A 20,772-nucleotide genomic window follows, 5' to 3' on the forward strand; every position below is an offset into this window, starting at 1 on the left:
CGCGCTGACTTTCTCTTCGCAGAGTCACGCCGATCAAGCATTGCCGCGTCTGACCGCCCGCCGCACACGTTCACACCACAAACTACCCGCCGATCAAGCCTCGCCGCGGAAATATGCCCGTAGACGACCACAAATCCGCGGCAGCGCTTGATCGGCAGGAATCATGCGGCGCCGAACAGGTGTTCTGGGACGGCTGTTCGCCGAGACCGGACCGTTCGCGCCGATCAAGCATTGCCGCGTCTGACAGCCCGCCGCGCACGTTCACACCACAAACTCTGCGCCGATCAAGCATTGCCGCGGAAATATGCCCGTAAACGACCACAAATCCGCGGCGACGCTTGATCGACAGTGAGAATGTGCGGCACCGCTTGATCGACGGCGGAGCATGTGCAGCGGAGCTTGATCGACAGTGAGCAGGTGGCGGGGGTCAGGGGCTCTGTGAGTCCTCTTCGCTGAAAGAGGGACCGTTCTCGCCGGTAGTGAAGACCACAGCGATGCCCAGCGAACCCACACCCATCAGGACGAAGAGTATCCAACCACCGGCGGGATTGCTCGCAGCAGCGAGGATGAGGCCGATGACGACGGCGACGATGAGGAGCGCGTCGAAGACCATCGGGAACTTCAGATAACGCTTCTCTCCCTTGCTCACGGCATAGGAGATCTGAGTGGCGGCGCTGAGGAAGAACAGCACCAGAGCGGTGATGACCAGCCAGCGCGGGGCGAGGAAGAAGTCCTCGAGCCCGCCGACGAAGATGAAGCCGGCAACGGCCAGCAGCAGCTTGATGATCCCGTCGACTGCGAATCCCGAATTCCTCATGACTGGATTCTACTCAACAGGGTCTTCACTTCTCCCAAGGCCTCCTGCAGCACTGAGGCGTCGACGTTCGAATGTGCGATGACTAGACCATGCCTGACCTCATCACCGCCGGTCCAGCCGCGCGCCAATGAAGCGACGAGAATGCCGCGGTCGGCCAGCTGCCGCAGCAGACTCTCGGCCTGCTCCTGAGTCGTTTCGATGACGAGGGTACGTCCGTCATGGACCAGACCGGGGATCGGACCGATCTCCCCCACGACCTCTTCGGCCGCCCGCAGTCGACGCCGGCCGCGGGAGATGCGACGACGCAGCCCGCCGGAGCCGAGGTAGGAGGCGATGGCCATCTGCAGAATCGGTGAGAAAGCGGGCCCCAGTGCCGTGCGCGCGCTTATGAGCTTCTCCGAGATCTCCCCGCGGGCGATGACGTATCCGGTCGATACTGCCGAGGTCAGCAGAGTGGAGAAAGTGCCGATATGGACGACCTCGGCCGCGCTGCCGGTCGATGATGCGAGGTCGAGAAGTGTCGGGAGCACAGTCCGGGTGAAACGGGCCTCACTGTCGTAGTCGTCTTCGACGAGGACGGCATCGCCTCTGGCCGCCCAGTCCAACAGCCGGGCACGCTGGTCGACCGGCATCGGTGTCCCGTGTGGGAACTGGTGATTCGGAGTCACGACGGCGGCGCCCACATCGGCTGGAGCCGGCGACGAGGAGGCGGTGTCCAAGGGCACGAGATGCTGGTCGGTCATTGCCTGCCGCAGGCCTGGGAAGCCCGGATTCTCCACGGCGATGGAACCGGCGATGCCGATGCTCAGCAGCAGCCTCAGTCCGTCGCGAGACCCGCTGGTGAGGATGATTTCATCGGGGTCGACTGCCATGCCGCGCGCCAGTCGCAGATAGTCGGCGATCGCCCATCGGGCACGGGGCTGGCCCAAGGGATCGATCGGCCCCGGGTCGAGGTCGAGCGATTCCCTCCAGGCGCGACGAAAAGCCGGTTCGCGCAGCGGGTCATCACCGCCGAATCCCGGACGCAGGTCGACATAGTTGCGTAAGAGCCGCCTCGGTGATTCGGGAATCCGGCGCCGCGGACGCAGTGTTCGCGGTGCGGCGGGCAGGTCAGGGTTGATCCGCGTCATCGAGCGTTCGGCGGCGACGAGAAATCCCTCGACGGCGAGCTGCGCATAGGCAGTCTCCACGCTGCCGCGGGAGATTCCGAGGTGCTTGGCCAGCCGACGACTCGAGGGCACCGCGTCCCCGGGACGCAGCGTCCCGTCCGAGATGAGACGGCGCAGCTCCTGAGTGAGCTGATCGGGCAAGGGAGTCGGCAGACCCTTGTCGACACTCATCGGCAGCGCGATGCCCTCGGTCTGCGTGCGGTCCTGTGACGTCGAAGCCATCAGACGATCATAGTGCGACAACGCGTATCTGGCTTAAAATACTTGACTCTTTCTGGCTCTCACAGTGAGCCACTCGGCAGTTTAGGCTAGTCAGGAACGGCCGTTCACCCCGAAGATACATGATCCTTCCGATACTTGGCAGCAGACCGCGATCACTCTGCGCTGCACCCAGTGTCGGCCCGGATCGACTCCGCGACAGTGAATGGACTGGCACCACAATGACCGAAACACAGACCCTGCTCAACACCGGACTTGCCCAGATGCTCAAGGGCGGCGTCATCATGGACGTCGTCAACGAAGAGCAGGCACGCATCGCCGAGGCGGCCGGAGCCTCAGCCGTGATGGCCCTCGAACGAGTCCCCGCGGATATCCGCGCTCAAGGCGGAGTCGCCAGAATGAGCGATCCCGATCTCATCGACTCGATCATCAGCGCCGTGTCCGTGCCGGTCATGGCCAAGGCCCGCATCGGGCACTTCGTCGAAGCACAGATACTTGAGACCCTCGGCGTCGACTACATCGACGAATCAGAGGTCCTTTCCCCCGCCGACTACGTCAACCACATCGACAAGTCTGTCTTCAAGGTGCCGTTCGTCTGCGGTGCGACCAACCTCGGTGAGGCTCTGCGCCGGATCACCGAAGGCGCATCGATGATCCGGTCGAAGGGCGAAGCAGGAACCGGCGACGTCTCCGAGGCGATGCGTCACCTGCGCACCATCAACTCCGAGATCCGTGCACTGGGGGCGAAGAGCGAAGACGAGCTCTACGTCGCGGCCAAGGAGATCGCTGCCCCATACCACCTGGTCAAACAGGTCGCCAGCCTCGGCCGGCTGCCCGTCGTGACGTTCGTCGCTGGAGGCATCGCCACCCCAGCGGATGCTGCGATGATGATGCAGCTCGGTGCCGACGGCGTCTTCGTCGGCTCCGGAATCTTCAAGTCCGGCAACCCCGAGGCCCGTGCGAAGGCCATCGTCGAAGCGACCACTCACTTCGACGATCCGCAGGCTGTGGCCAAGGCTTCCCGCGCACTCGGCGATGCGATGGTCGGCATCAATGTCGCCGATGTTCCCGCACCGCACCGCCTGGCCGAACGCGGCTGGTGAGAGTCGGCGTCCTCGCCCTCCAGGGAGCTTTTCGTGAGCACCTGCTCATGCTCGGCTCCCTGGGGGTCGACCCCCTCAAGGTCACCAAGTCCGACCACCTCGACGCCATCGATGCGCTCATCCTGCCCGGCGGAGAGTCCTCGGCGATGGTGCGCATCGCAGCCGGCACGGATCTCTTCGCGACCCTGCGCGAACGCATGACCGGTGGTCTGCCGGTCTTCGGCACCTGCGCGGGGCTCATTCTCCTGGCGGATCGGCTCAGCGATGATTCGCTGGGCGGCTACGACCGCCTCGGTGGGCTCGATATCACCGTGGCCCGCAACGCCTATGGTCGCCAGCGCGAGTCCTTCACCACCCCGCTGACCGTCCACGGACTGACCGAGCCGGTCGACGGCACATTCATCCGGGCCCCGCAGATACTCGATCTCGGGCCCGACACCGAGGTGCTCGCCCGGCATGACGGTATGCCCGTCCTCGTTCGGCAGGGGCAGGTGTGGGGAGCCAGCTTCCACCCCGAGTTGGGGACGGACCGGCGAGTCCATGCAGAATTCCTCCACCGCCACGGTGCGGCTGTATAAAGATTGAGGCATAACAGCGCAGGCATTGCAGACACTCAAAGACGGATACACCTTCGACGGGGAGACCCTCGATCTGGGAGTCGCCCTCGACGGTGAGGAACCCTGAAAGGAGACCCCGATCTCCATCGGACTGTCCATGCTCAACCGGCACGACCTCGTCGCCGGTGACACCGGAACCGGCAAGACCGCACCCCTGCAGATGCTCGCCGAGCGGCCGTCACGGGACGGTGCGCCGGTCTTCGTCTCCGATGTCAAAGGCGATCTCTCGGGTATCGGCGGAGCCCGTACAGATCTTCCCGAAGTCCGGCTATGGCCTCGAAGAGCTGCCCACGCGGACCGCGGCACGTGAGATCGCGCGCGGGATCTTCGGCACCTCACGCCGTCGGCGCTGATACCAAGAGCTTCTTCTCGCCGACGCTGACCCGCAGTTCCACACAGTCGCCGATGTGGTCGCCGTCGAGTTGCGCCGGCACAGGTGATTCGAGCGCGACTGTCGTTTCCGCGGTACTGCGATAGCTCATGAGCGGGTGTGTCTGCGGTTCGCCCTGCAGGCATGCTGCGGCGATTCCCGCCCACGCTCTGCACCGGGCCATGAACGGGTGCGGAAGTGGGCCGACGGTGAGCACGGAGAAGGTCTCTGCCTCGATTCGTGCCTCGGGGAACACTGCGATGGGTCCTGCAGGACGGGCCGCCTTCGATGCCATCACCGACCACACCGGCCTCTGGGCAGCGTTCCCAGGACGCATTGTGAAGTTGGCGGCGAAGAGGGCTCGGACGGCTCCCCAGGCGTAACCCGCCAGCCCAGGGGCGGCGTGATGGTGGGCGACGGCACGGGCGTCTCCCCCGATTCCCGCGAGGCTGATGAAATCGCTGCGAAGTCGACTGCCGTCTGCTTGCCGAAGGTCCGCCGCATTGACCGGGACGCTCACACTGTTCGTGGTCCCGCCGCGGATGATCGATGCCACCGTGGACACACAATGGTCGATTGCCTGCCGGGACGAGCCGAGACCGATATGACGGCTGAGCACATTCGCGGTTCCCGTCGGGATGACGAAGACAAGAATCCCCGCTTCTGCGAGCACCGGGGCTGCCGCACGGATGGTGCCGTCTCCGCCGAGGATGATGACGATGTCGGCGCCCCAATCGGTGAGCTGTTCGGCTTGCCAATGCCCAGAGCGTTCGACGCTGGTCGTCATGCTTCGGTGGTGCGCGGAAACAGAACGCAGGCCCTGAACGAGATCGGCATACGCTCGCAGAGTCGCCGCATGTCTGGGATTGAGTATGATCCCGACGTCGATTCTCCGCTGCGACGATGTCGGCCGGCCTTCTGGGGCGACCTCGCCGCCCGCCGGTGTCCTCTGTGATTCGCCCATTGTCGGTCGTGCCTGCGATCTCAGACGAAGGCCGGGTGGGTTTCGCTCACCGATTCGACGGCCTCGAGGGCCACCGTCTCACCAGGAAATGCTTCGACGAGGACACGTGGACCGGTTTTGCGGGGTGATCGCTTCCATGTGGCGCGTGCACGGGTGCCCATCACCACCGTGTTCTTGAACATTCCGTTGCCTCCGGGAACAACGAGCTTTTCGTTTGCAGGGTCGAGCGTAGCGCTGCGGTCTTTGTAACCGAGGATGATCTCGTCGAATCCCGGCAGCAGCATCGTCTCCTGCGCCGCGGTCTCCCATTCGGACAGACGATCTTCGAGGTCCGGGGCGTGCACGCAGTCAGTGCCGTCGATGTCCGCACTCACGATCTCACCGGCGTCGATCCCAGCGTGGATGGCCATTCTGACGTGGGTCTTCGGCAGTCCCGTCCATCGGGTGGCGTCGTCGAGCGTCACCGGTCCGTGACTGGTGACGAAGCGTCTCATCCATTCGTGCAGCGCCGCCTCGGCGTTCAACGCGGTGGGACTCGTCACCCAATCGTCGGTGAGCACGTATTTCATATCGTCCTTGCCCTCGATCATGGGGGCTTGAACGATGATGTTCTGCAGTGCCAGGGAGGTGATGAGGTGTCGAGCGTGTCCGTATTCGTCTCCGGCTTCGATGGGGGCAAACGCTTCGAGCAGCTCTTCACGGGTCAGAGGTCCACGGTCTCTGATGGCGGTTGCGGCCAGTCGGGCCGCGGTGTCGATCATCGCGTCGGTGATGCCGAAGTGCTTGCGCCGGTTGGCTGTGGACTTCATCGTCCGTGCACCGGTCAGGCCGAGGATCCACCCGATGTCCTTGGCTGTGGTCAGATGGATGGTGCCGCGCTGAGTCCAGGACCGCACGATCTCTCCGGCGTCGATGGCGGCGCGGACGGCGCCTACCCCTGCAGTGACATCGGGACCCAGACGCAAGGCGATGGAGACCAAAGCGCCGCTGAGGGCCTGCGCTTGGACGCAGCCCAGATGTTCGACGACGGCACCTGCAGGTGAGAGGTCCGTGCCTGTCGGTGACGAGGGCGGAGGTCCGACGAGGCCCTGAGCGATCAGACGGGCGGCCGAGACCTGATGTGCATCCATGGTCTTACGGTAGTGCACGCCGGTGACACGGCAATTGTGAAAGACCGACAGAATCGGGACCGCACTGTCGAACCGTTCAGCCCATGATGTCGATGAGGCCGGGCACGCGCATACGCGGCAGCGACCCCGAGGCCGCGAAGTCGCCCCAGATCCGGCGCAGTTCGGGACCGGCGATATCGGTGGTCGCGCCGTAGTCGAGGAAGGATCTGTGCCAGATCGCGCCGGGGAAGATCAGCGGCAGGTCTCCGGCATGGGCGGCGTCGAAGAAGCTGCCGTCGCCGCGAGAGACGATGAGCAGGCGCGCTCCCTGACCGCCGGACATGCGGTGCCGGTCGTAGAACTCTCGACCGGCTCGGGTGTAGACCGCCGAAGTGATCCCAGAGATGAGGGATTCGAGCATCGGTGAGGTCAGGGACCGCTTGTGCAGCCGGCGCAGGGCGGGGACGAAACCGGCGAAGAACGCCATCTCGCGTTCGGTGCGGGTCATGAGCACGTCATACGTCGGCGCGACGTCGACCCATGCCTTGGCCGCCTCGGCGCGGGACGGCAGCGGGTACCGGCCGTAGTGGACTCCGAAGCACATTCCCGCGTGCAGGCCGCCGACGAGGGCCGCCCTGTGCACTTCCTCCTGGGCCTCGAGAATCTCCTTCACGCTCGCGTCAGGGTCGATCCTCTGGGCGACCTTGGCCATCGCCCAGTTCATCGTGTCCGTACCACCGGCCAGACCCAGCGGTGCAGATGCCATGAGCACGCGCCGGAAGAGGCCCGTCGTACCCTCGGCGATCATCAGGTGGGCGCAGGCGTCTGCACCGGCGCTCTGTCCGGCGATCGTGACATTGCGCGGGTCGCCGCCGAAGGAGGCGATGTTGGTCTGCACCCACCGAAGAGCGGAGATCTGGTCGAGCACACCGAGGTTCGAATGCTCGGGTGCGCCCGTGCCCAAATAGCCGAGCACGCCGAGGCGGTAGGTGACGGAAACGACGATGATGTGCTGTTCTGCCGCGATGGTGTGCGCGTCGTAGATCTCCGCGTCACCGGCCCCGGCGACATAGGCTCCGCCGTGGATCCAGACGAGGACAGGCAGCCCCACCTCGGCGCTGGGATCGATGTCGCGGGGCATCGTCACGCTCACGCGCAGACAGTCTTCGCTGATGGGAAGGCCTCCGAGCTGGTCGAAGGTCATCCCTGCGTTCGGGTCGCGGCGCAGCTGCGGGCTCGCCGGGCCGGGCTGGCCGCCGTCGATGAAGTCCACCGGGGGCTCGTCGACGGGAGGAAGGAAACGCCCCGCGCGGGCATAGCGGATGCCCCGTGCGCGGATCACATCGTCGGCGATATAGGCGCGGACGCGTCCGCACGGGGCGGCGATGTCCCGTGTCTCCTCCATACGGTCAGCTTACTTGCTGGGTTCGACCGGCGGCTCGGCCGACCAGGGGAAGACGATCCACTGATCGGTGCGCTTCCACACGAAGTCCGGGTCGATGATCGACGCGGACTTCGCGTAGATGACGGCCGACTGGGCTTCGGCACCGTGTTTGCGCAGCAGTTCGAGGACGAGGGCCAGGGTACGACCGGAGTCGGCGACGTCGTCGACGACGAGCAGCTTCTTGCCCTTGATCGCTTCGATGTCGAGCATCGGGGCGAGCAGGATGGGATCGGGCAGCGTTTCGTGGACGTCGGTGTAGAACTCGACGTTGATGGCATCGGAGAGCTTGAGCCCGAGGGCATAGGCCAGTGCTCCGGCGGGCAGCAGCCCACCCCGGGCCACGGCGATGACGATCTCGGGGTCGTAGTCTGAATCCGCAATGGTCTGCGCCATCTCACGCGCCGATTGGCCGAACATGTCCCAGCTGAGAATCTCTTTTTCGTCGAGATCGGTCGAATCGGCGTGGTAGGCCATGGATGCTCCTCGTGTCTGCCCGGTTGTGGTTCGAGCTTCAAGGATACGCCGTCGCCGGTTCAGCTCAGAAATACCTCGAGTCCGGCCATCTCCTGTGCCTGTGAGCCGCTGTGGATGGGTGGTTTCGGGTTGACCCAGTACTCACCCGTGTGGGCATTGCGTTCGAGCAGTCGGTAGTCGATGAGTTCGCGACGCAGCAGGGCGAAGTCCGGATGGAACTCGCCGAGGATGCCGTTGAGCTGCTTTTCGTCGTAGACCCGGTCTGGGTCGAGGGAGACGAGGACCTCGATGAGGATGACGACGAGGGCGCGACGTTTCGTCGGAACGGCTGTGATGCGACCGTTCGGCATGAACGTCCTCAGTGTCTTCGCCCGAAACCGATCGATCTGCGGGTCGATCGGGGAATCGCTGAGGATTTCGCCGCTGGCTCCGCGGTGCGCCTCTGCACTCCGGTTCGCATCTTGGCTTTCGGCGAGCAGTGCGGCGCGGGCAGTAGTGAAGTTCTCACCGGTTTCGGTCATCCGCGTGCGAACGAGTCTCTTGAAATCCTTGTCCTTGGTCATGGTGTCTCTTCCTCAAGCGACCAAGTCTCCCCCCAGCACGAAACCTGGTCAGGGATTCACCGTGCCGGTTTCGTCCGAGGATGCTCTCCCCTTCGCCATGTGGTCGGTGTGCTGGGATCACGACCTCGGCTGGGCGTTGGATGCGCCAGCCAACAGTATAGATGTCATCGTCATCGATTCTCGAAGTCGGTGTTCGAAGTCAGTTCTCAAGGGCATCGAGGTACATCCACCGTCCGGCCCTGCGGACGAAGGAGGAGTTCTCTTCGAGGAGATGATCGCCGAGGTGGTCCCGGAATTTCGCTCGGAAGTGCACCGTTCCGGCGCCATCATCGGGTCCCCCGTCGGTCGTGGACAGGATTTCGAGACCGAGCCAGGTGGTGGAGTCATCGACGCCGACGTCGTCGGGTCGGGTCTTGGCATGCCACGTGCGGAAGAGGTGGTCTTCATTGCCGCGAACAAAAGCGGTATAGCGGGAGCGCATGAGCGCCTCGGCGGTGGTGGGCCAGGTTTCGCCGTCGAGTGCAGGTCGGCAGCAGTCGGCGTAGTCGGCGCCTCGAGGCACTCCGGAACAGGGACAGATCATTCCCCGATGATATCGGTGCATGGACGGCAGACGGCGGCATGCGAAGATGGAGCCATGACTTCACTGTTCCTGTCTGGAGATCCGAAGGCCGATGCACTGTTGGCCGAAGACCGCTTCGCTCTGCTCGTCGGAATGCTGCTCGATCAGCAGGTGACCATGGAGAGCGCTTTTGCGGGGCCGGCGAAGTTGGCCGAGCGACTGGGCAAGCTCGATGTCGACGAGATCGCAGAGATGAATCCGGATGATTTCCTCGACACTTTCGCCCAGTCTCCTGCGGTCCACCGGTTCCCGAAGTCGATGGCCGGACGGGTGCAGAAGCTGGCTGCGGCCATCGTCGACGACTACGACGGGAATGCTGAGGCGATCTGGACTGATGGTGATCCCAGCGGTGCCGAGGTCCTCAAACGGCTGAAGAAGCTGCCTGGATTCGGTGATCAGAAGGCGAAGATCTTCCTGGCGCTGCTCGGTAAGCAGTTCGAGCTTCAGGCCGAAGGCTGGCAGGTGGCTGCCGGTGACTACGGTGACGAGGACGCCCGCCGTTCGATCGCCGATGTCGTCGACGACGTCACTCTGCAGGAGGTGCGCGCCTTCAAGAAGCAGCAGAAGGCCGCCGCGAAGGCGGCAAAGGCGGCGAACAAGTAGGGCCGATCTCTTCGGCACAATTGCTTCCGCGCACTCGGACATGAGTTATCCACAGATTCGACTTCGCCTGTTCTAAAAAGCGCGCCTGTCGAATAATGTAGAGAATCCGGGTGTCGGCCGATGGGGTCGCGCCGCAGTTGCAGACCACAGAGGCGTGGAATGAGAACTGGATCGTCCCGACCGTGTCGTCGACCCGCCCAATTGATCGTTGCCATTTTCTCCGCATTGAGTCTGGTCTCAGTTGTCGGCTGTGCCGACACTTCGCCCGTCGCTGCGCCGACGTCGACCCTGCCCGCGAATGAGCCCGACGCTGATTCCACAGATGACACCGCCGAGGTGGCCATCCCCGATTACGAAACCGACCTCGACCTCAATAAGGAGGAAAAGAAGGCCGTAGAGGGAGCGCTGGTGGCGTTTGAAGGTTTCATCCAAACCATCAATGAAGCATATTCCGGAAAGACCAAAGCAACGAGCGAGTTCCCTCAGTTCGCGTCTGGCGATGCACTTAAGTCAATTCAAGCAGAAGCCAAATCAGTAGCTTCGGATAAAGCGACGTTTGAAGGCCAAGTCGTACCGCTAAAGGTCGAAGTATTTGATATCACGGAGCTGGAGGACTCAGCAGAAGCCGCATCAGTCTTAGTGAACTTCTGTGTCGACACTACAAAGTGGACGATGACCCCGGCGGGGCAATCACCGACTTCGAACCCTGACGGAAAAGTGACAATGCAACACACGATTCAGCAGGATGACGGGAGCTGGAAAGTCGACCAGCAAACACTCTGGGAACGACGTTGCTAGACAACAGGGCTTCCCACACCATACTTTCTATCGCAATTGTCGTCATTTGCTTATTCGTGGTTCCGATACCAGCAGTGGCAGCACCGGGTTGCACCATCGGCGACACAAGCGGGTGTGAAGCAGTGAAACCTCCTGCTCCAGAGCCGCCTCCGGGCGGGGGCGGCTCCGGAGGTGGCGGCGGTGGGACCGGAGGAGGCGGCTCCGGTGGCGGTAGCGACGGCGGAGGTGGCGCCGGTGGTGGCGCCGGTGGTGGAGTGCCGGACTGTGCAACGGAAGATGTCGGTTATCTGTGCGTGAGCGAACCCGGCCCCGGCGGTGGAGGAGGCGGAGGCGGCGAGGCTCCGGCCCGACCGGATCCCCCGACACGCATCCCGGAATCGCAGTTCCAGAACTTCGATATTCCGGCTCCCACAATCTACGCCTGGCCAAAAGATTGGGCCGTCGTCGGCAAGCCGACAGCGTTTTGGACCGACATCGACGTCAGCTATATCGACATGACCCTGCTGACCTACGCAGTCAAAGTCAGAGTCACCCCAGAGCGCTTCAGCTGGGACTTCGGAGACGGCTCGGGCACCACAACCACTGCGAAAGGCGCGAAACCACTTGCCGGCGGCACACCGCAGATCGGTCACGAATACCAAAAATCAGGCAAAGTCTCGGCAGCGATGACAGCGACATTCAGCGGAGAGTTCTCCGTCGATGGCGGCCCTTGGCTGCCTATCGACGGCTTCGCCCACGTCGCCAGCAACACCATCGGCATCGACGTCTACCGGTATCACCGCTACCTCGTCGACGAAAACTGCTACACCAACCCTCGCGGACCCGACTGCGCTCAATCGGCCAGATGACACCCCTCATCTCTCGGCCAGAACGCAACAGTCTAACGCCCCGGCATAGACAGTCGGACTGTGACTCGAGAAACCTGAAACAATGGCACCATGGTGTGCCGAATGAACGAGCTCCTGATCGATTCTCACTGGCCCGTCGTCATCATCGGGGCGGGCCAAGCCGGGCTGTCCGCAGCGCATTACCTGTGGCGCGACGGGCTCGCACCGGGCAAGGATTTCATCATCCTCGACGCCGGCGACGGACCCGGTGGAGCGTGGCGGGAGCGGTGGGACTCCCTGACTCTGGGTTCCACGAACCATATCTCCGACTTGCCCGGATTCCCACTCGGCCGCCCCGACCCGAACATACCCGCCTCGCAGATCGTCTCCGACTACTACTCCCGGTTCGAACGCGAGCTCGAACTCTGCGTCATCCGCCCAGCTGAAGTGAACACCGTCCGCTCGGAAGAACGAGGGCAGGGACGCTTCACCATCACCACCACAATAGACGGTGAACACGTGGCGCTCTCCAGCGACTTCCTCATCAACGCAACCGGCACCTGGACTCAGCCCTACGTCCCCTTCATCCCCGGCATCGCCGAATTCGAAGGCCACCAGCTCCATACCGTGAACTTCCGGGACGTCGAGGACTTCCGCGGACTGCGCACACTCGTGGTCGGCGGCGGAATCTCCGCCACACAGTTTCTCCTCGAACTCGCCGAGGTGACCGACACGCTGTGGGCCACACGCCGTCCCCCGAACTTCACGTCCAGAGAATTCGACGGCCAATGGGGCCTCGAAGTCGAGCGGGCCGTGCGCGACCGAACTCTGTCCGGCCTTGCCCCGGCCAGCGTCGTGCGCACCACGGGGCTGCCGATCCGACGAGAGTTCCGCGAAGGGATCGATTCCGGAGTTCTGGTCTCCCGTGGCATGTTCGACCGCATCCTTCCTCACGCGGTCCGGTTCCCCGGGACCGGCGACACCGAACAGCCGACGACCTCGGAGGGACTGGGCCCATCGGCCAGTGACCATCTGGCAGTACCCGAGTCGTGGGCACCATTCACCGCACCTCACGTCGAAGAGGTCGACGTGATCTTCTGGAACACAGGATTCCGAGCAGCTCTCAAACACCTCGCACCTCTTCATTTGCGCACACCGGATGGTGGGATCGCCATGGAGACAGAAGTCGCCGTCAAGGACGATCCCCGACTCTTCCTCGTCGGCTACGGATCGGCCAGTTCCACGGTCGGCGCCACCCGCGCGGGAAGGATTGCGGCCCGGGAACTGCTCAAACGCATGTCAGGTAGCCGACAGCCTCAGCGCAGGTCTGGGGCTTTGAGCACCTGATCGCCGAGGCGAACCGTCGGAAGCATTTGGCGGAACTGGTCCTGAGCTTCGGTGTCATCGGCTTGAGCAAGCATGTCGACACTGATCTTGAACAGTCGACCGTCGGCGGATAATCCGGCAACGGTACCGAAGATCACTGAGTCCTCCTGATCGACTGCGCGCATATCGTCGGCAGCCAGCGTGCCATGGAAGACCCAGTACTCTCCCCCACTGAGTGATCCCGTGGTTTCACTGTCCAATGTCGACCCCGAGGTGCTGAACATTCTCTCCCGCGCCTGATCCACCAAGCCCTGAGGTGAAGAATCATCGTCATCGAAGCAGTTGACCGTGATGATCGCCTCGGAATCGGCGGTATAGAGCCGATATCCGTCGTACCCGGAACCATCGGCCCAGTCTGCGCCCAATGCCAGGCTGACTTCGATGGGACACTTGTCGCCCAGGTCAACGGTGGTCTCACTCATGTCGTCGGGAATCGTCGGACCCGTTGATGTCGGCGATGGTGACTGCCCATCCCCGATGCCCACTTTCGCCGGCTTCGAGCCTGCTTCATCGGAGCTGCTGACCCGGAACGCCGAACATCCGCTGAGGGTCAGCCCCAGAACCAACGTCACCGCTGCGAATGACCTCTTCATCGTTGTCTGCCTTCACTCGGTCGGTGGGGTCATCCACATCGTACCCAAAGTCGGATTCGTCCCCGTTCCCTAGCGCAACTGCAGGATGCCGCCTAGCCTGGAGGCATGACTGAGATCCCGCTTTTCGATGACTCTGATATCAACCGCGTGCTCTGCGTGGTCGCCCACCCCGACGATATGGAGTACGGAGGGTCGGCCGCAGTGTCGAAATGGACCGACGAGGGCAAGGAGGTCGCTTATCTGCTGCTTACCCGTGGGGAGGCAGGGATCCGTGAAATGAGCCCCGAGGAGGTGGCGCCGTTGCGCGCCGAAGAGCAGCGTCGGGCATGCAATGTCGTCGGCGTCGACGATCTCGAGATCCTCGACTACCCGGATGGACTGTTGGAACCCACTCATGAGCTGCGTCGCTCGATTGCGCGGAAGATCCGCGAGTTCCGACCGAATGCGGTCGTGGTGACGACATTCGATCTGCAGGTCCAGTGGGGACTCAATCATGTCGATCATCGCAATGCCGGTGTCGCCACTGTCGATGCGATCCGCGATGCCGACAATCCCTGGGTCTTCACCGATCTCAAGGACGAAGGGCTCGAAGCGTGGAAAGCCGATCGGCTGCTCATCAACGGTGCCGAGCCCACTCATGCCGTGGCCCTCACCGCCGAGCATGTCGACCGCGGTGTGCGGTCACTCGAGGCGCACAAGGTCTATTTGGACGCACTCAGTGACCACCCGGAACCGAAGGATATGATCTCCGGCATCACCACGAGCGGTGGAGAGCTCGCCGGTGTTGATTATGCTCTGCCGATCACCGTCGTCGATATGTGAGAACTTCGGCACGAGCTGCGTACCGGCACCCGAGGTGCCTGCCGCATTGATCATGATCGGCACTCTTTGCCTGCAGAGTGAACCGGGTGGGACGCGTACACGTCCCACCCGGTTCACTATGCGCGGGTCGAGGATTCGGCCCGCAGACAGGAGATCAGGCTCCCAGAGCTGCGATCGCTGAGTCGTAGTCGGGCTCGGTGGTGATCTCGTCGACGAGCTGTGTGTAGGTCACAGTGCCTTTCTCATCGACGACGACGACAGAGCGTGCGAGCAGGCCGGCGAGCGGACCATCGACCATGGTCACACCGAAGTCCTTGCCGAACGAGCTGCGGAATCCCGATGCTGCCACGACGTTCTCGATTCCCTCGGCACCGCAGAAGCGGCCCTGAGCGAACGGAAGGTCATTGGATACGCAGAGAACGGTGGTGTTCCCCAGGTCGGCGGCGAGTTCGTTGAACTTGCGCACCGAGGCTGCGCACACGCCCGTATCGACGCTGGGAAAGATGTTGAGCACGACGCGCTTGCCCGAATAGTCCTGTGAGTTCACATCACCGAGGTCGCCGCCGACGAGGCTGAAGGCCGGAGCCTGCTCGCCTTTGGCAGGCAGGTCGCCGACGGTCTTGACCGGAGATCCCTGGAATGCTGTGTTGGCCATGCTTGACTTTCTCCTTCTTCAGAGCTGACTGCTGTCTCTCTCACTCTACGTGAGTCGAGGCCGGGGGAAGCCCGATGAATGCAGACCGGTCATCAGGTCGACGTCAATTCGCTGTGTCCCGCGGATGCTCGGCGATTCCTCAGCTGCGACGGCGGCGTGTGAAGAGCACCAGCACCGTCCCGAGTGCGATGATCGCGGCAGCGATGCCGATGCTCGTGGTGACTTCGACACCGGTCCGTGGAAGGTCGGCCCCGCCACCGGCGCCGGCCGCCGATTCATCGGCTTCGCCGCTGTCATCCCCGTCAGAGCCTCCGGCATTCCCAGAACTCGAAGCATCCGAGGATTCGCTGGCATCGGACTCGTCGTCATCGGATCCATTCGAATCTGCTGCCGCAGTTGCTTCACGGGAGCTGTCTCCGTTGTCGCTGGAATCGTCGCCATCGTCTCCGCCGTCTCCGCCAGGGGTCCGACTGCTGGTGACGACCTGCCAGTTCTCGTCGAAGAAATCGGCTGGGTCGACGATCTGTTTTTCCTCGGCCCAGTCGATGAGGGCCTGGCGCACCTCGACCTGCTCGTTGTAGATCTCTTTGAGTCCGTCGACCGGGTAGCCGCCTCCCCCGGACTGGCGGTAGTTGTTGATGGCGAGAATGAACCGGTCGTCGTCTCCGACTTCGGTGCCGTCGGCCCGTTTGAGATGCTCGATCCTCTCACCGCTGGGTTTGGAGACGTTGATGTCATAGTCGATTCCGGCCAGAGCGTCATAGTTGTAGTCCGGGATCGGTGAATCGGAGCCTTCATCGATCGCATTGGTGCCGTCGACCGGGTCGAATTCAGCGCCTTCTTCAGTCTGTTTGAAATACCGGGCCGAGTACTCGAGGTAGTCACGGAGCTGGGCACCGTTGATTTCGACCCCGGCCAGAGTGTTGTCGTAGACGTAGAGTCCGGCCACATCGCGGATCGTGATGTCACCGGCTGGGAATTCTGCGGTGCGACTGAACGGTGATGCCTGTGAGATCACGGGCAGATCCTCATAGTCTGTTCCCTTCAGGCCCTCCTGCACCGTCTCAGTCTGGACGTGAGAGATGAAGTCGAGGATCGCTGTGTCCTCGTAGTAGGAGGTCTTCGCCGACAGGGTTTCAGTCACCCGCCCGATCTTCGTGTTCACGTAGTCGATCGTGGTCCGGTGCTGCTCATCGACGAGGTCCTTGATCTCCTGATCCTCAGCGACTTCGCCCTGGGTGGCCAGCGCATCCGCGTGGGGCTCGATCTCACCCCAATCGACGTGGTGTGTGTCGAGATTGATCGGCAGGCCCACCTCGGAGACCGATCGGGCCCAGTAGTTCGGCTGGGTGATGAGCACCTGACTGCCGTCGTCACGGTCCACGACCTGACTGGGTTCGTTCTGGTGGGTATGTCCGGCAACGAGGACATCGATACCGGGAACCTTCGCCACCGAGGTGCTGAGGTTCTCCTGCAGTTGGTCCGGGTCCCAGTTCTGCCCCTTCGGATCCTTGCCCGAGTGGGAAAGCACGACGATGACGTCAGCGCCTTTCTGCTTCATCTCGGGGACATACTTCTGGGCCGTCTCAACGGGATCGTCGAAGTGCACCTTTCCGGTCAGGTTGTTCTTGTCCCAGATTCGACTGCCGGGGGTAGTCACTCCGAGAACACCGACGGTGATCGTCTCACCATCGACCTGTTTGTCGACCATCGCATACGGATCCAGATGTGTCTGACCGTCAGCGTCATCGATGACATTGGCGCCGAGCAGCGGGAAGTCGATCTGGTCTTTGTAGGTGGCCAGCAGATCGAGACCGTAGTTGAACTCATGGTTGCCGACGACCTGTGCGTCGTATTCCAAATGGTTGTAGGTCTTGGCCAGCGGGTGCGTCTGACCACTCGTCGTGATCGGCTCCTGTTTGGCGAAGTAGTAGGCCAAGGGGTTGCCTTGGATGGTGTCACCGTTGTCGACGAGGAGCACGGATTCCGCGCCCTTGTCCTCGCGGACCCCATTGACGAGCGTCGCTGCGCGGGTCATCCCCAGTTCCTCCCCTGCCGGGTAAGGCTTGTTCGCGAAGTAGTCCCAGTTGAGTACGTTGCCGTGTACGTCGGTCGTCGCCAGCAGCGTCAGCTCTCCGGTCTTGGCCGCCTGGGCGTCGGCGGAATCCCCTGCGTCGCCGAGGCCGGTCGCCGAGGCGGCCGCGGGTCCGGTGACGATGAGAGCAAGGGCGAGTGTTGACGAGGTCAGGGTGCGCAGACGCATGTGTCTCCAGAAGACTGGTCAAAGTGGATGAAAGTGATTCAACTCTCTCACCCTAGTGTGCGCTGACCGTTTTCTGAATGGATCTTGAAAGAAATTTGAACAAACTCTGTTGCGCTCAAGCCGCGCTGGAGTCGGCTCCAACCGACTGAGCCTTCGAAGCAGCGAATTTCGCCTCGACGACGATGAGGATGACGACAACAGCTGCGCCGAGGACTGCCAAAAGGATCGGGCCGAGCACCGGGTCACCAGGAGCCAGCAGAGCACCTGCTCCGTGCTCTTCGCCGTCAGCCCCTGCCTCGGCGGACGACTGCCAGGGCCAGAGAGCGCGCAGGGAACCGAACATCAGTCCCGCCATGACGGTGAGTGTCCACCACCGGTGGTTGTGGAGGAAGTATCTGAGGATGTTGACAAAGACGGCCAGGCCGAGGATCGCTCCGAGCAGGAAGATTCCGATGTACCCGAAATCGCGGGAGTCGACGGCGCGCAGTGTCGTCGAGTACAGGCCGACCGCCAGCAGGAAGAATGATCCGGAGACTCCGGGAATGACGAGTGCGCAGATGGCGATCGAGGCGACGAAGAAGACCGTGATGAGAGGCGGGTTCTCCACATCTGCACCGCCGGCCAGACTCGTCATCCAGAACGCGAGCGCGGCTGCGGCGATGAAGGCCAGAACACCGAGGAGTGCCGGCTGACGCGTGGTCCGTGCGGGCAGCATCCGCAGCGGCACCGCGATGCTGGCGGCGACGAGACCGAAGAACAGTCCGCGGGAGAGTTCGGGGTTGCCGGCGACGAAGGACTCCATGACACCGGCAATGGTGAACACTGCAGTGGCCATTCCCAGCAGAACGGGGATAACGAGGAGCCAGTCGGTACGCCGCAGTTCAGCGATCGCACCTGTCACCCGGTCCGGTCCTGCCACCAGGGTCTTTGCTGCAGAGACGACGTGTGCGGCGGAGTCGATCAGCTGGTCGTAGACTCCGGTGACCAGGGCGATGGTTCCGCCGGAGACTCCGGGGACGAGTTCGGCGCTGCCGATGAGGAAGCCACGCACCAGGTCGAGTGGAAGGAGCGCCTTGGGTCGTTTCGGCTCAGTGTCGGCAGCGGATGGCGAGGAGTTCGTCATACCTCCCAGCCTATTTCATCGACCGGCCGTTGCGAGCCTGCGACTCAGTCGCCGATCTCACCATCGATGTCTTCGCGCAGGAGATCGGCGTGGCCCGCATGTCGAGCATATTCTTCAATGAGGTGGATGAGGATCCAGCGGACGTTGAACCTGACTCCGTCGCTGTCACTTCGCTCGGTGAGCGTGCCCAGGTCGGCCACCTCGGCGAGGATTTCACGGGATATTTCGCATGACTGTGCGTGGGCGTCCAGGAGCTCTTCCGCAGTCATCCCCGCAGCGGAGTCGAAGTCCCAATCACGGTCGGAGTTCCAATCGACACTCGACCACGGCTCCCCCAGCTCTCTACCCTGCAGCACTTCGACGAACCAGCTCTCTTCGACGAGAGTGAGATGGCGGAGGATCCCGCCGATCGTCAACGACGAGGAGGCCACGGTGTGCGCCAGCTGGTCAGGCGTCAGCCCATCGGCCTTGCGTCTGACCACCTGTCGAAAGTAGTCGAGGAACTCTTCGAGCCCACGGCGTTCGGTCGGGGTGCTGCTCGGATCGGTCAATGGCAGGGTCATGCTGAGCCTCTCTGATCATGCAGACGGCCTGTCGTTCAAACCAGGTGCATGGGGTTCAGTCTAGTTTTCTTCGGCCGATGTCGAAGAGATTTCCTTCGGGATCTTTCAAGGTCGTCCATTCGATTCCGTATTCGTCGAAGGACCCCAGCTTCTGCGCCCCCAGGGAGACCGCCCGGTCGACATCCGCTGGATAGTGCGGATCGTCGAGGTCGATATGCAGCGGATTCTTCCCCTCTGTACGCTCGTCGACCTTGAGGAAGAGCATTCCCGGGGTCGATGATTCGGTGTTGTGGACTCCCCCGATGCTCGCGACATAATCATTGGCACCAGAATCGATTTCGGCACCGAGGAGTTCGGCCCAGAAGAGCGATTGCGTTTCCACGTCGAGGCAGTCGAATGTGATGCTCAGCGATGACAGCGATGCCATGGACTTGGTCCTTTCACAGTCGGATAGGTGTTGAACTGACTCTAGAGCACCGTGCTGACATGACACTCTGTGGGCGTCATCGTCGGTTATCCGCCGTCATCGTTTCTTCACCCACGAGGCTGGCGCGCCAACTGACGTGACTGAGCCACGAGGCGGCCGGCCGAGTCCCACAATTCGCAGTCCTCTTCGAACATACCGCCGGCGATGTTCCGAGTGGCCAGTCGCGCACTGATCCAACCGGGCGCAGGCAGGGCCCGAACGTGCGCGGTCAGTTCCATCGTCGGTGCCCAATTGAAACGACCCAGGTCGAACATCACCGGTGGGAAGGAGTCGAGGAATGTCAGCAGAGACCGCGGATCTGGATCCGTCCCGTCGATGAACCGAATCCAGCCCTGCAGCACTCCGCGACCACTGGGTCTGCCGACCGCGAACCCAGCGGTGGCCGGGTCCAGGCGCATATCGAAACGTTCGATCAGCGGTGCCGCTTTCGTGAAATCCTCGCTGGCTTCGGCGACGCTGACACACTCCTCTGGTGGCGGCAGCTGGGGCAGGGTGGCAGTGGTGCCGACATCGTCGGGAAGCTCGCCGAGGTTGCCCATCGTGGCCATTGCCGAGATCGTCGGTGCCCCGTTCTGGGAGAGTTCGATGCCGTAGCTCGCCGTTGATCGGCCTTCGCGCAGTGTGCGAGTGGTGATGTCCACCGAACCTTCTGTGCTGGGTCCCAGATAGAAGGTGGAGACCACGAGGGGGTCCGGCGTACTGGGGTTGACGGTGCGAAGTGCTTGACCGGCGACCCCGAGGAGGTAGCCTCCGTTGACGGCTCCGGCGACTTTCCAGCCGGCGTCGAGTTCGGCGGTGAACTCGTGTTCGCTTTGTCGAGTAACGGCGGTGGCGCGGGAGAATTCACTGGCGGTCGTTTGACTCATGTGACATACATTACCAACAGCTGAACGATCGTACAGCCAGCATCAGGATTGTTTGGGCTGACGTTCGTTTCCGTGACGGTAGTTTCCGGTCGCCCGGGCCAGCAATTGCTGGTCGGTTTCGTCATCGCGGCCGAGTCTGGGAATGAGTGCGGCGGCCTTCTTCCCGCCGAGTTCCATGACCGTACGGCCGCCTCGGCGGATGACAAGGACTCCGGATTTGGTGATCTGGTAGTCGAACGGGTCGTCTTCAAGGCTCATTGCTGGACTCCTTCGTCGGACGCGCTTTGATCATCGCGTATCTGCTCTGAACCGCGG

General features: G+C 62.7%; 24 protein-coding genes. 8 read left to right on the forward strand and 16 right to left on the reverse strand.

Annotated elements, in window-relative coordinates; translation table 11 throughout:
• Positions 1-427: 427 nt before the first annotated feature.
• Together EB835_RS00695 and EB835_RS00700 are read right to left on the reverse strand one after the other, a co-directional pair.
• Complete coding sequence (locus EB835_RS00695; RefSeq protein ID WP_135807582.1) at positions 428-817, reverse strand: hypothetical protein; 390 nt, start codon at positions 815-817, stop codon at positions 428-430.
• The gene (locus tag EB835_RS00700) at positions 814-2,208 is read right to left on the reverse strand and encodes a MocR-like pyridoxine biosynthesis transcription factor PdxR (protein WP_135807583.1); all 1,395 of its coding nucleotides are present in this window, start codon (positions 2,206-2,208) and stop codon (positions 814-816) included. Before EB835_RS00700 ends, EB835_RS00695 begins: the two co-directional genes overlap by 4 nt.
• A 218-nt stretch (positions 2,209-2,426) precedes the next feature.
• Here EB835_RS00700 and pdxS point away from each other — a divergent pair, with 218 nt between their 5' ends.
• The 3 genes from pdxS (at position 2,427) to EB835_RS20490 (ending at position 4,235) form a co-directional block, all read left to right on the forward strand.
• Entirely contained in the window at positions 2,427-3,308 is an 882-nt protein-coding gene (pdxS, locus tag EB835_RS00705) for a pyridoxal 5'-phosphate synthase lyase subunit PdxS (protein WP_135807584.1), read from the forward strand.
• Positions 3,305-3,886 carry a pyridoxal 5'-phosphate synthase glutaminase subunit PdxT gene (gene pdxT, locus EB835_RS00710; RefSeq protein WP_346763128.1) on the forward strand — a complete coding sequence of 194 codons (582 nt, stop codon included), beginning with the start codon at positions 3,305-3,307 and terminating at the stop codon, positions 3,884-3,886. Before pdxS ends, pdxT begins: the two co-directional genes overlap by 4 nt.
• Positions 3,887-4,004: 118 nt before the next feature.
• The gene (locus EB835_RS20490; RefSeq protein ID WP_346763131.1) at positions 4,005-4,235 is read left to right on the forward strand and encodes a helicase HerA-like domain-containing protein; all 231 of its coding nucleotides are present in this window, start codon (positions 4,005-4,007) and stop codon (positions 4,233-4,235) included.
• Between the two features lie 25 nt (positions 4,236-4,260).
• Here EB835_RS20490 and EB835_RS00720 read toward each other — a convergent pair whose 3' ends face one another.
• From EB835_RS00720 to EB835_RS00745, 6 genes are all read right to left on the reverse strand, one after another.
• Positions 4,261-5,259: a diacylglycerol/lipid kinase family protein gene (locus EB835_RS00720; RefSeq protein WP_135807587.1), complete on the reverse strand. Its 999-nt coding sequence runs from the start codon at positions 5,257-5,259 to the stop codon at positions 4,261-4,263.
• Between the two features lie 20 nt (positions 5,260-5,279).
• Entirely contained in the window at positions 5,280-6,389 is a 1,110-nt protein-coding gene (locus EB835_RS00725) for a winged helix DNA-binding domain-containing protein (RefSeq protein WP_135807588.1), read from the reverse strand.
• Positions 6,390-6,465: 76 nt separating this feature from the next.
• Positions 6,466-7,773: a carboxylesterase family protein gene (locus EB835_RS00730; protein ID WP_135807589.1), complete on the reverse strand. Its 1,308-nt coding sequence runs from the start codon at positions 7,771-7,773 to the stop codon at positions 6,466-6,468.
• A 9-nt stretch (positions 7,774-7,782) separates the two neighbouring features.
• Positions 7,783-8,286 carry a phosphoribosyltransferase gene (locus EB835_RS00735; protein WP_135807590.1) on the reverse strand — a complete coding sequence of 168 codons (504 nt, stop codon included), beginning with the start codon at positions 8,284-8,286 and terminating at the stop codon, positions 7,783-7,785.
• Positions 8,287-8,345: 59 nt separating this feature from the next.
• A complete protein-coding gene (locus EB835_RS00740; RefSeq protein WP_135807591.1) occupies positions 8,346-8,849 on the reverse strand; it encodes a DUF2087 domain-containing protein in 504 nt (167 codons plus the stop codon).
• Between the two features lie 199 nt (positions 8,850-9,048).
• Positions 9,049-9,432 carry a YchJ family protein gene (locus EB835_RS00745; RefSeq protein ID WP_168216582.1) on the reverse strand — a complete coding sequence of 128 codons (384 nt, stop codon included), beginning with the start codon at positions 9,430-9,432 and terminating at the stop codon, positions 9,049-9,051.
• 54 nt (positions 9,433-9,486) lie between these two features.
• On the opposite strand from EB835_RS00745, the gene EB835_RS00750 reads away from it, so the two are divergent.
• The 4 genes from EB835_RS00750 to EB835_RS00765 all read left to right on the forward strand — a co-directional run bounded on the left by EB835_RS00750 (position 9,487) and on the right by EB835_RS00765 (position 13,046).
• On the forward strand, positions 9,487-10,074 hold the full coding sequence (locus EB835_RS00750) for an HhH-GPD-type base excision DNA repair protein (protein WP_135807592.1): 588 nt from the start codon (positions 9,487-9,489) through the stop codon (positions 10,072-10,074).
• Positions 10,075-10,275: 201 nt separating this feature from the next.
• Complete coding sequence (locus tag EB835_RS00755) at positions 10,276-10,872, forward strand: hypothetical protein (protein WP_135807593.1); 597 nt, start codon at positions 10,276-10,278, stop codon at positions 10,870-10,872.
• Between the two features lie 293 nt (positions 10,873-11,165).
• Positions 11,166-11,720, forward strand: a complete 555-nt coding sequence (locus EB835_RS00760; protein WP_135807594.1) for a hypothetical protein — start codon at positions 11,166-11,168, stop codon at positions 11,718-11,720.
• Between the two features lie 102 nt (positions 11,721-11,822).
• A complete protein-coding gene (locus EB835_RS00765; RefSeq protein WP_240688449.1) occupies positions 11,823-13,046 on the forward strand; it encodes an NAD(P)-binding domain-containing protein in 1,224 nt (407 codons plus the stop codon).
• Here EB835_RS00765 and EB835_RS00770 read toward each other — a convergent pair.
• Complete coding sequence (locus EB835_RS00770; RefSeq protein WP_135807596.1) at positions 13,016-13,678, reverse strand: hypothetical protein; 663 nt, start codon at positions 13,676-13,678, stop codon at positions 13,016-13,018. The two genes, EB835_RS00765 and EB835_RS00770, sit on opposite strands and share 31 nt — an antisense overlap.
• A 105-nt stretch (positions 13,679-13,783) precedes the next feature.
• Between EB835_RS00770 and EB835_RS00775 the strand changes: the two genes are divergently transcribed.
• Positions 13,784-14,500: a PIG-L deacetylase family protein gene (locus EB835_RS00775; RefSeq protein WP_135807597.1), complete on the forward strand. Its 717-nt coding sequence runs from the start codon at positions 13,784-13,786 to the stop codon at positions 14,498-14,500.
• A 154-nt stretch (positions 14,501-14,654) separates the two neighbouring features.
• On the opposite strand, the gene tpx is transcribed toward EB835_RS00775, so the two are convergent.
• The 7 genes from tpx to EB835_RS00810 form a co-directional block, all read right to left on the reverse strand.
• Complete coding sequence (gene tpx / locus EB835_RS00780; protein ID WP_135807598.1) at positions 14,655-15,155, reverse strand: thiol peroxidase; 501 nt, start codon at positions 15,153-15,155, stop codon at positions 14,655-14,657.
• Positions 15,156-15,294: 139 nt separating this feature from the next.
• Positions 15,295-17,418, reverse strand: coding sequence for a bifunctional metallophosphatase/5'-nucleotidase (locus tag EB835_RS00785; protein WP_135807599.1), 2,124 nt, complete (start codon positions 17,416-17,418; stop codon positions 15,295-15,297).
• 115 nt (positions 17,419-17,533) lie between these two features.
• Positions 17,534-18,541 carry a DUF368 domain-containing protein gene (locus EB835_RS00790; RefSeq protein ID WP_135807600.1) on the reverse strand — a complete coding sequence of 336 codons (1,008 nt, stop codon included), beginning with the start codon at positions 18,539-18,541 and terminating at the stop codon, positions 17,534-17,536.
• A gap of 44 nt (positions 18,542-18,585) precedes the next feature.
• Positions 18,586-19,104: a DinB family protein gene (locus EB835_RS00795; RefSeq protein WP_135807601.1), complete on the reverse strand. Its 519-nt coding sequence runs from the start codon at positions 19,102-19,104 to the stop codon at positions 18,586-18,588.
• Between the two features lie 55 nt (positions 19,105-19,159).
• Complete coding sequence (locus EB835_RS00800) at positions 19,160-19,531, reverse strand: VOC family protein (protein WP_135807602.1); 372 nt, start codon at positions 19,529-19,531, stop codon at positions 19,160-19,162.
• Positions 19,532-19,638: 107 nt separating this feature from the next.
• Positions 19,639-20,457, reverse strand: coding sequence for a thioesterase family protein (locus EB835_RS00805; RefSeq protein WP_135807603.1), 819 nt, complete (start codon positions 20,455-20,457; stop codon positions 19,639-19,641).
• A gap of 42 nt (positions 20,458-20,499) precedes the next feature.
• A complete protein-coding gene (locus tag EB835_RS00810) occupies positions 20,500-20,715 on the reverse strand; it encodes a hypothetical protein (protein WP_135807604.1) in 216 nt (71 codons plus the stop codon).
• Between the last annotated feature and the right edge of the window lie 57 nt (positions 20,716-20,772).

Origin of the sequence: Brevibacterium sp. S22, from assembly GCF_004745485.1 — a bacterium.
Classification (GTDB): Bacteria; Actinomycetota; Actinomycetes; order Actinomycetales; family Brevibacteriaceae; genus Brevibacterium.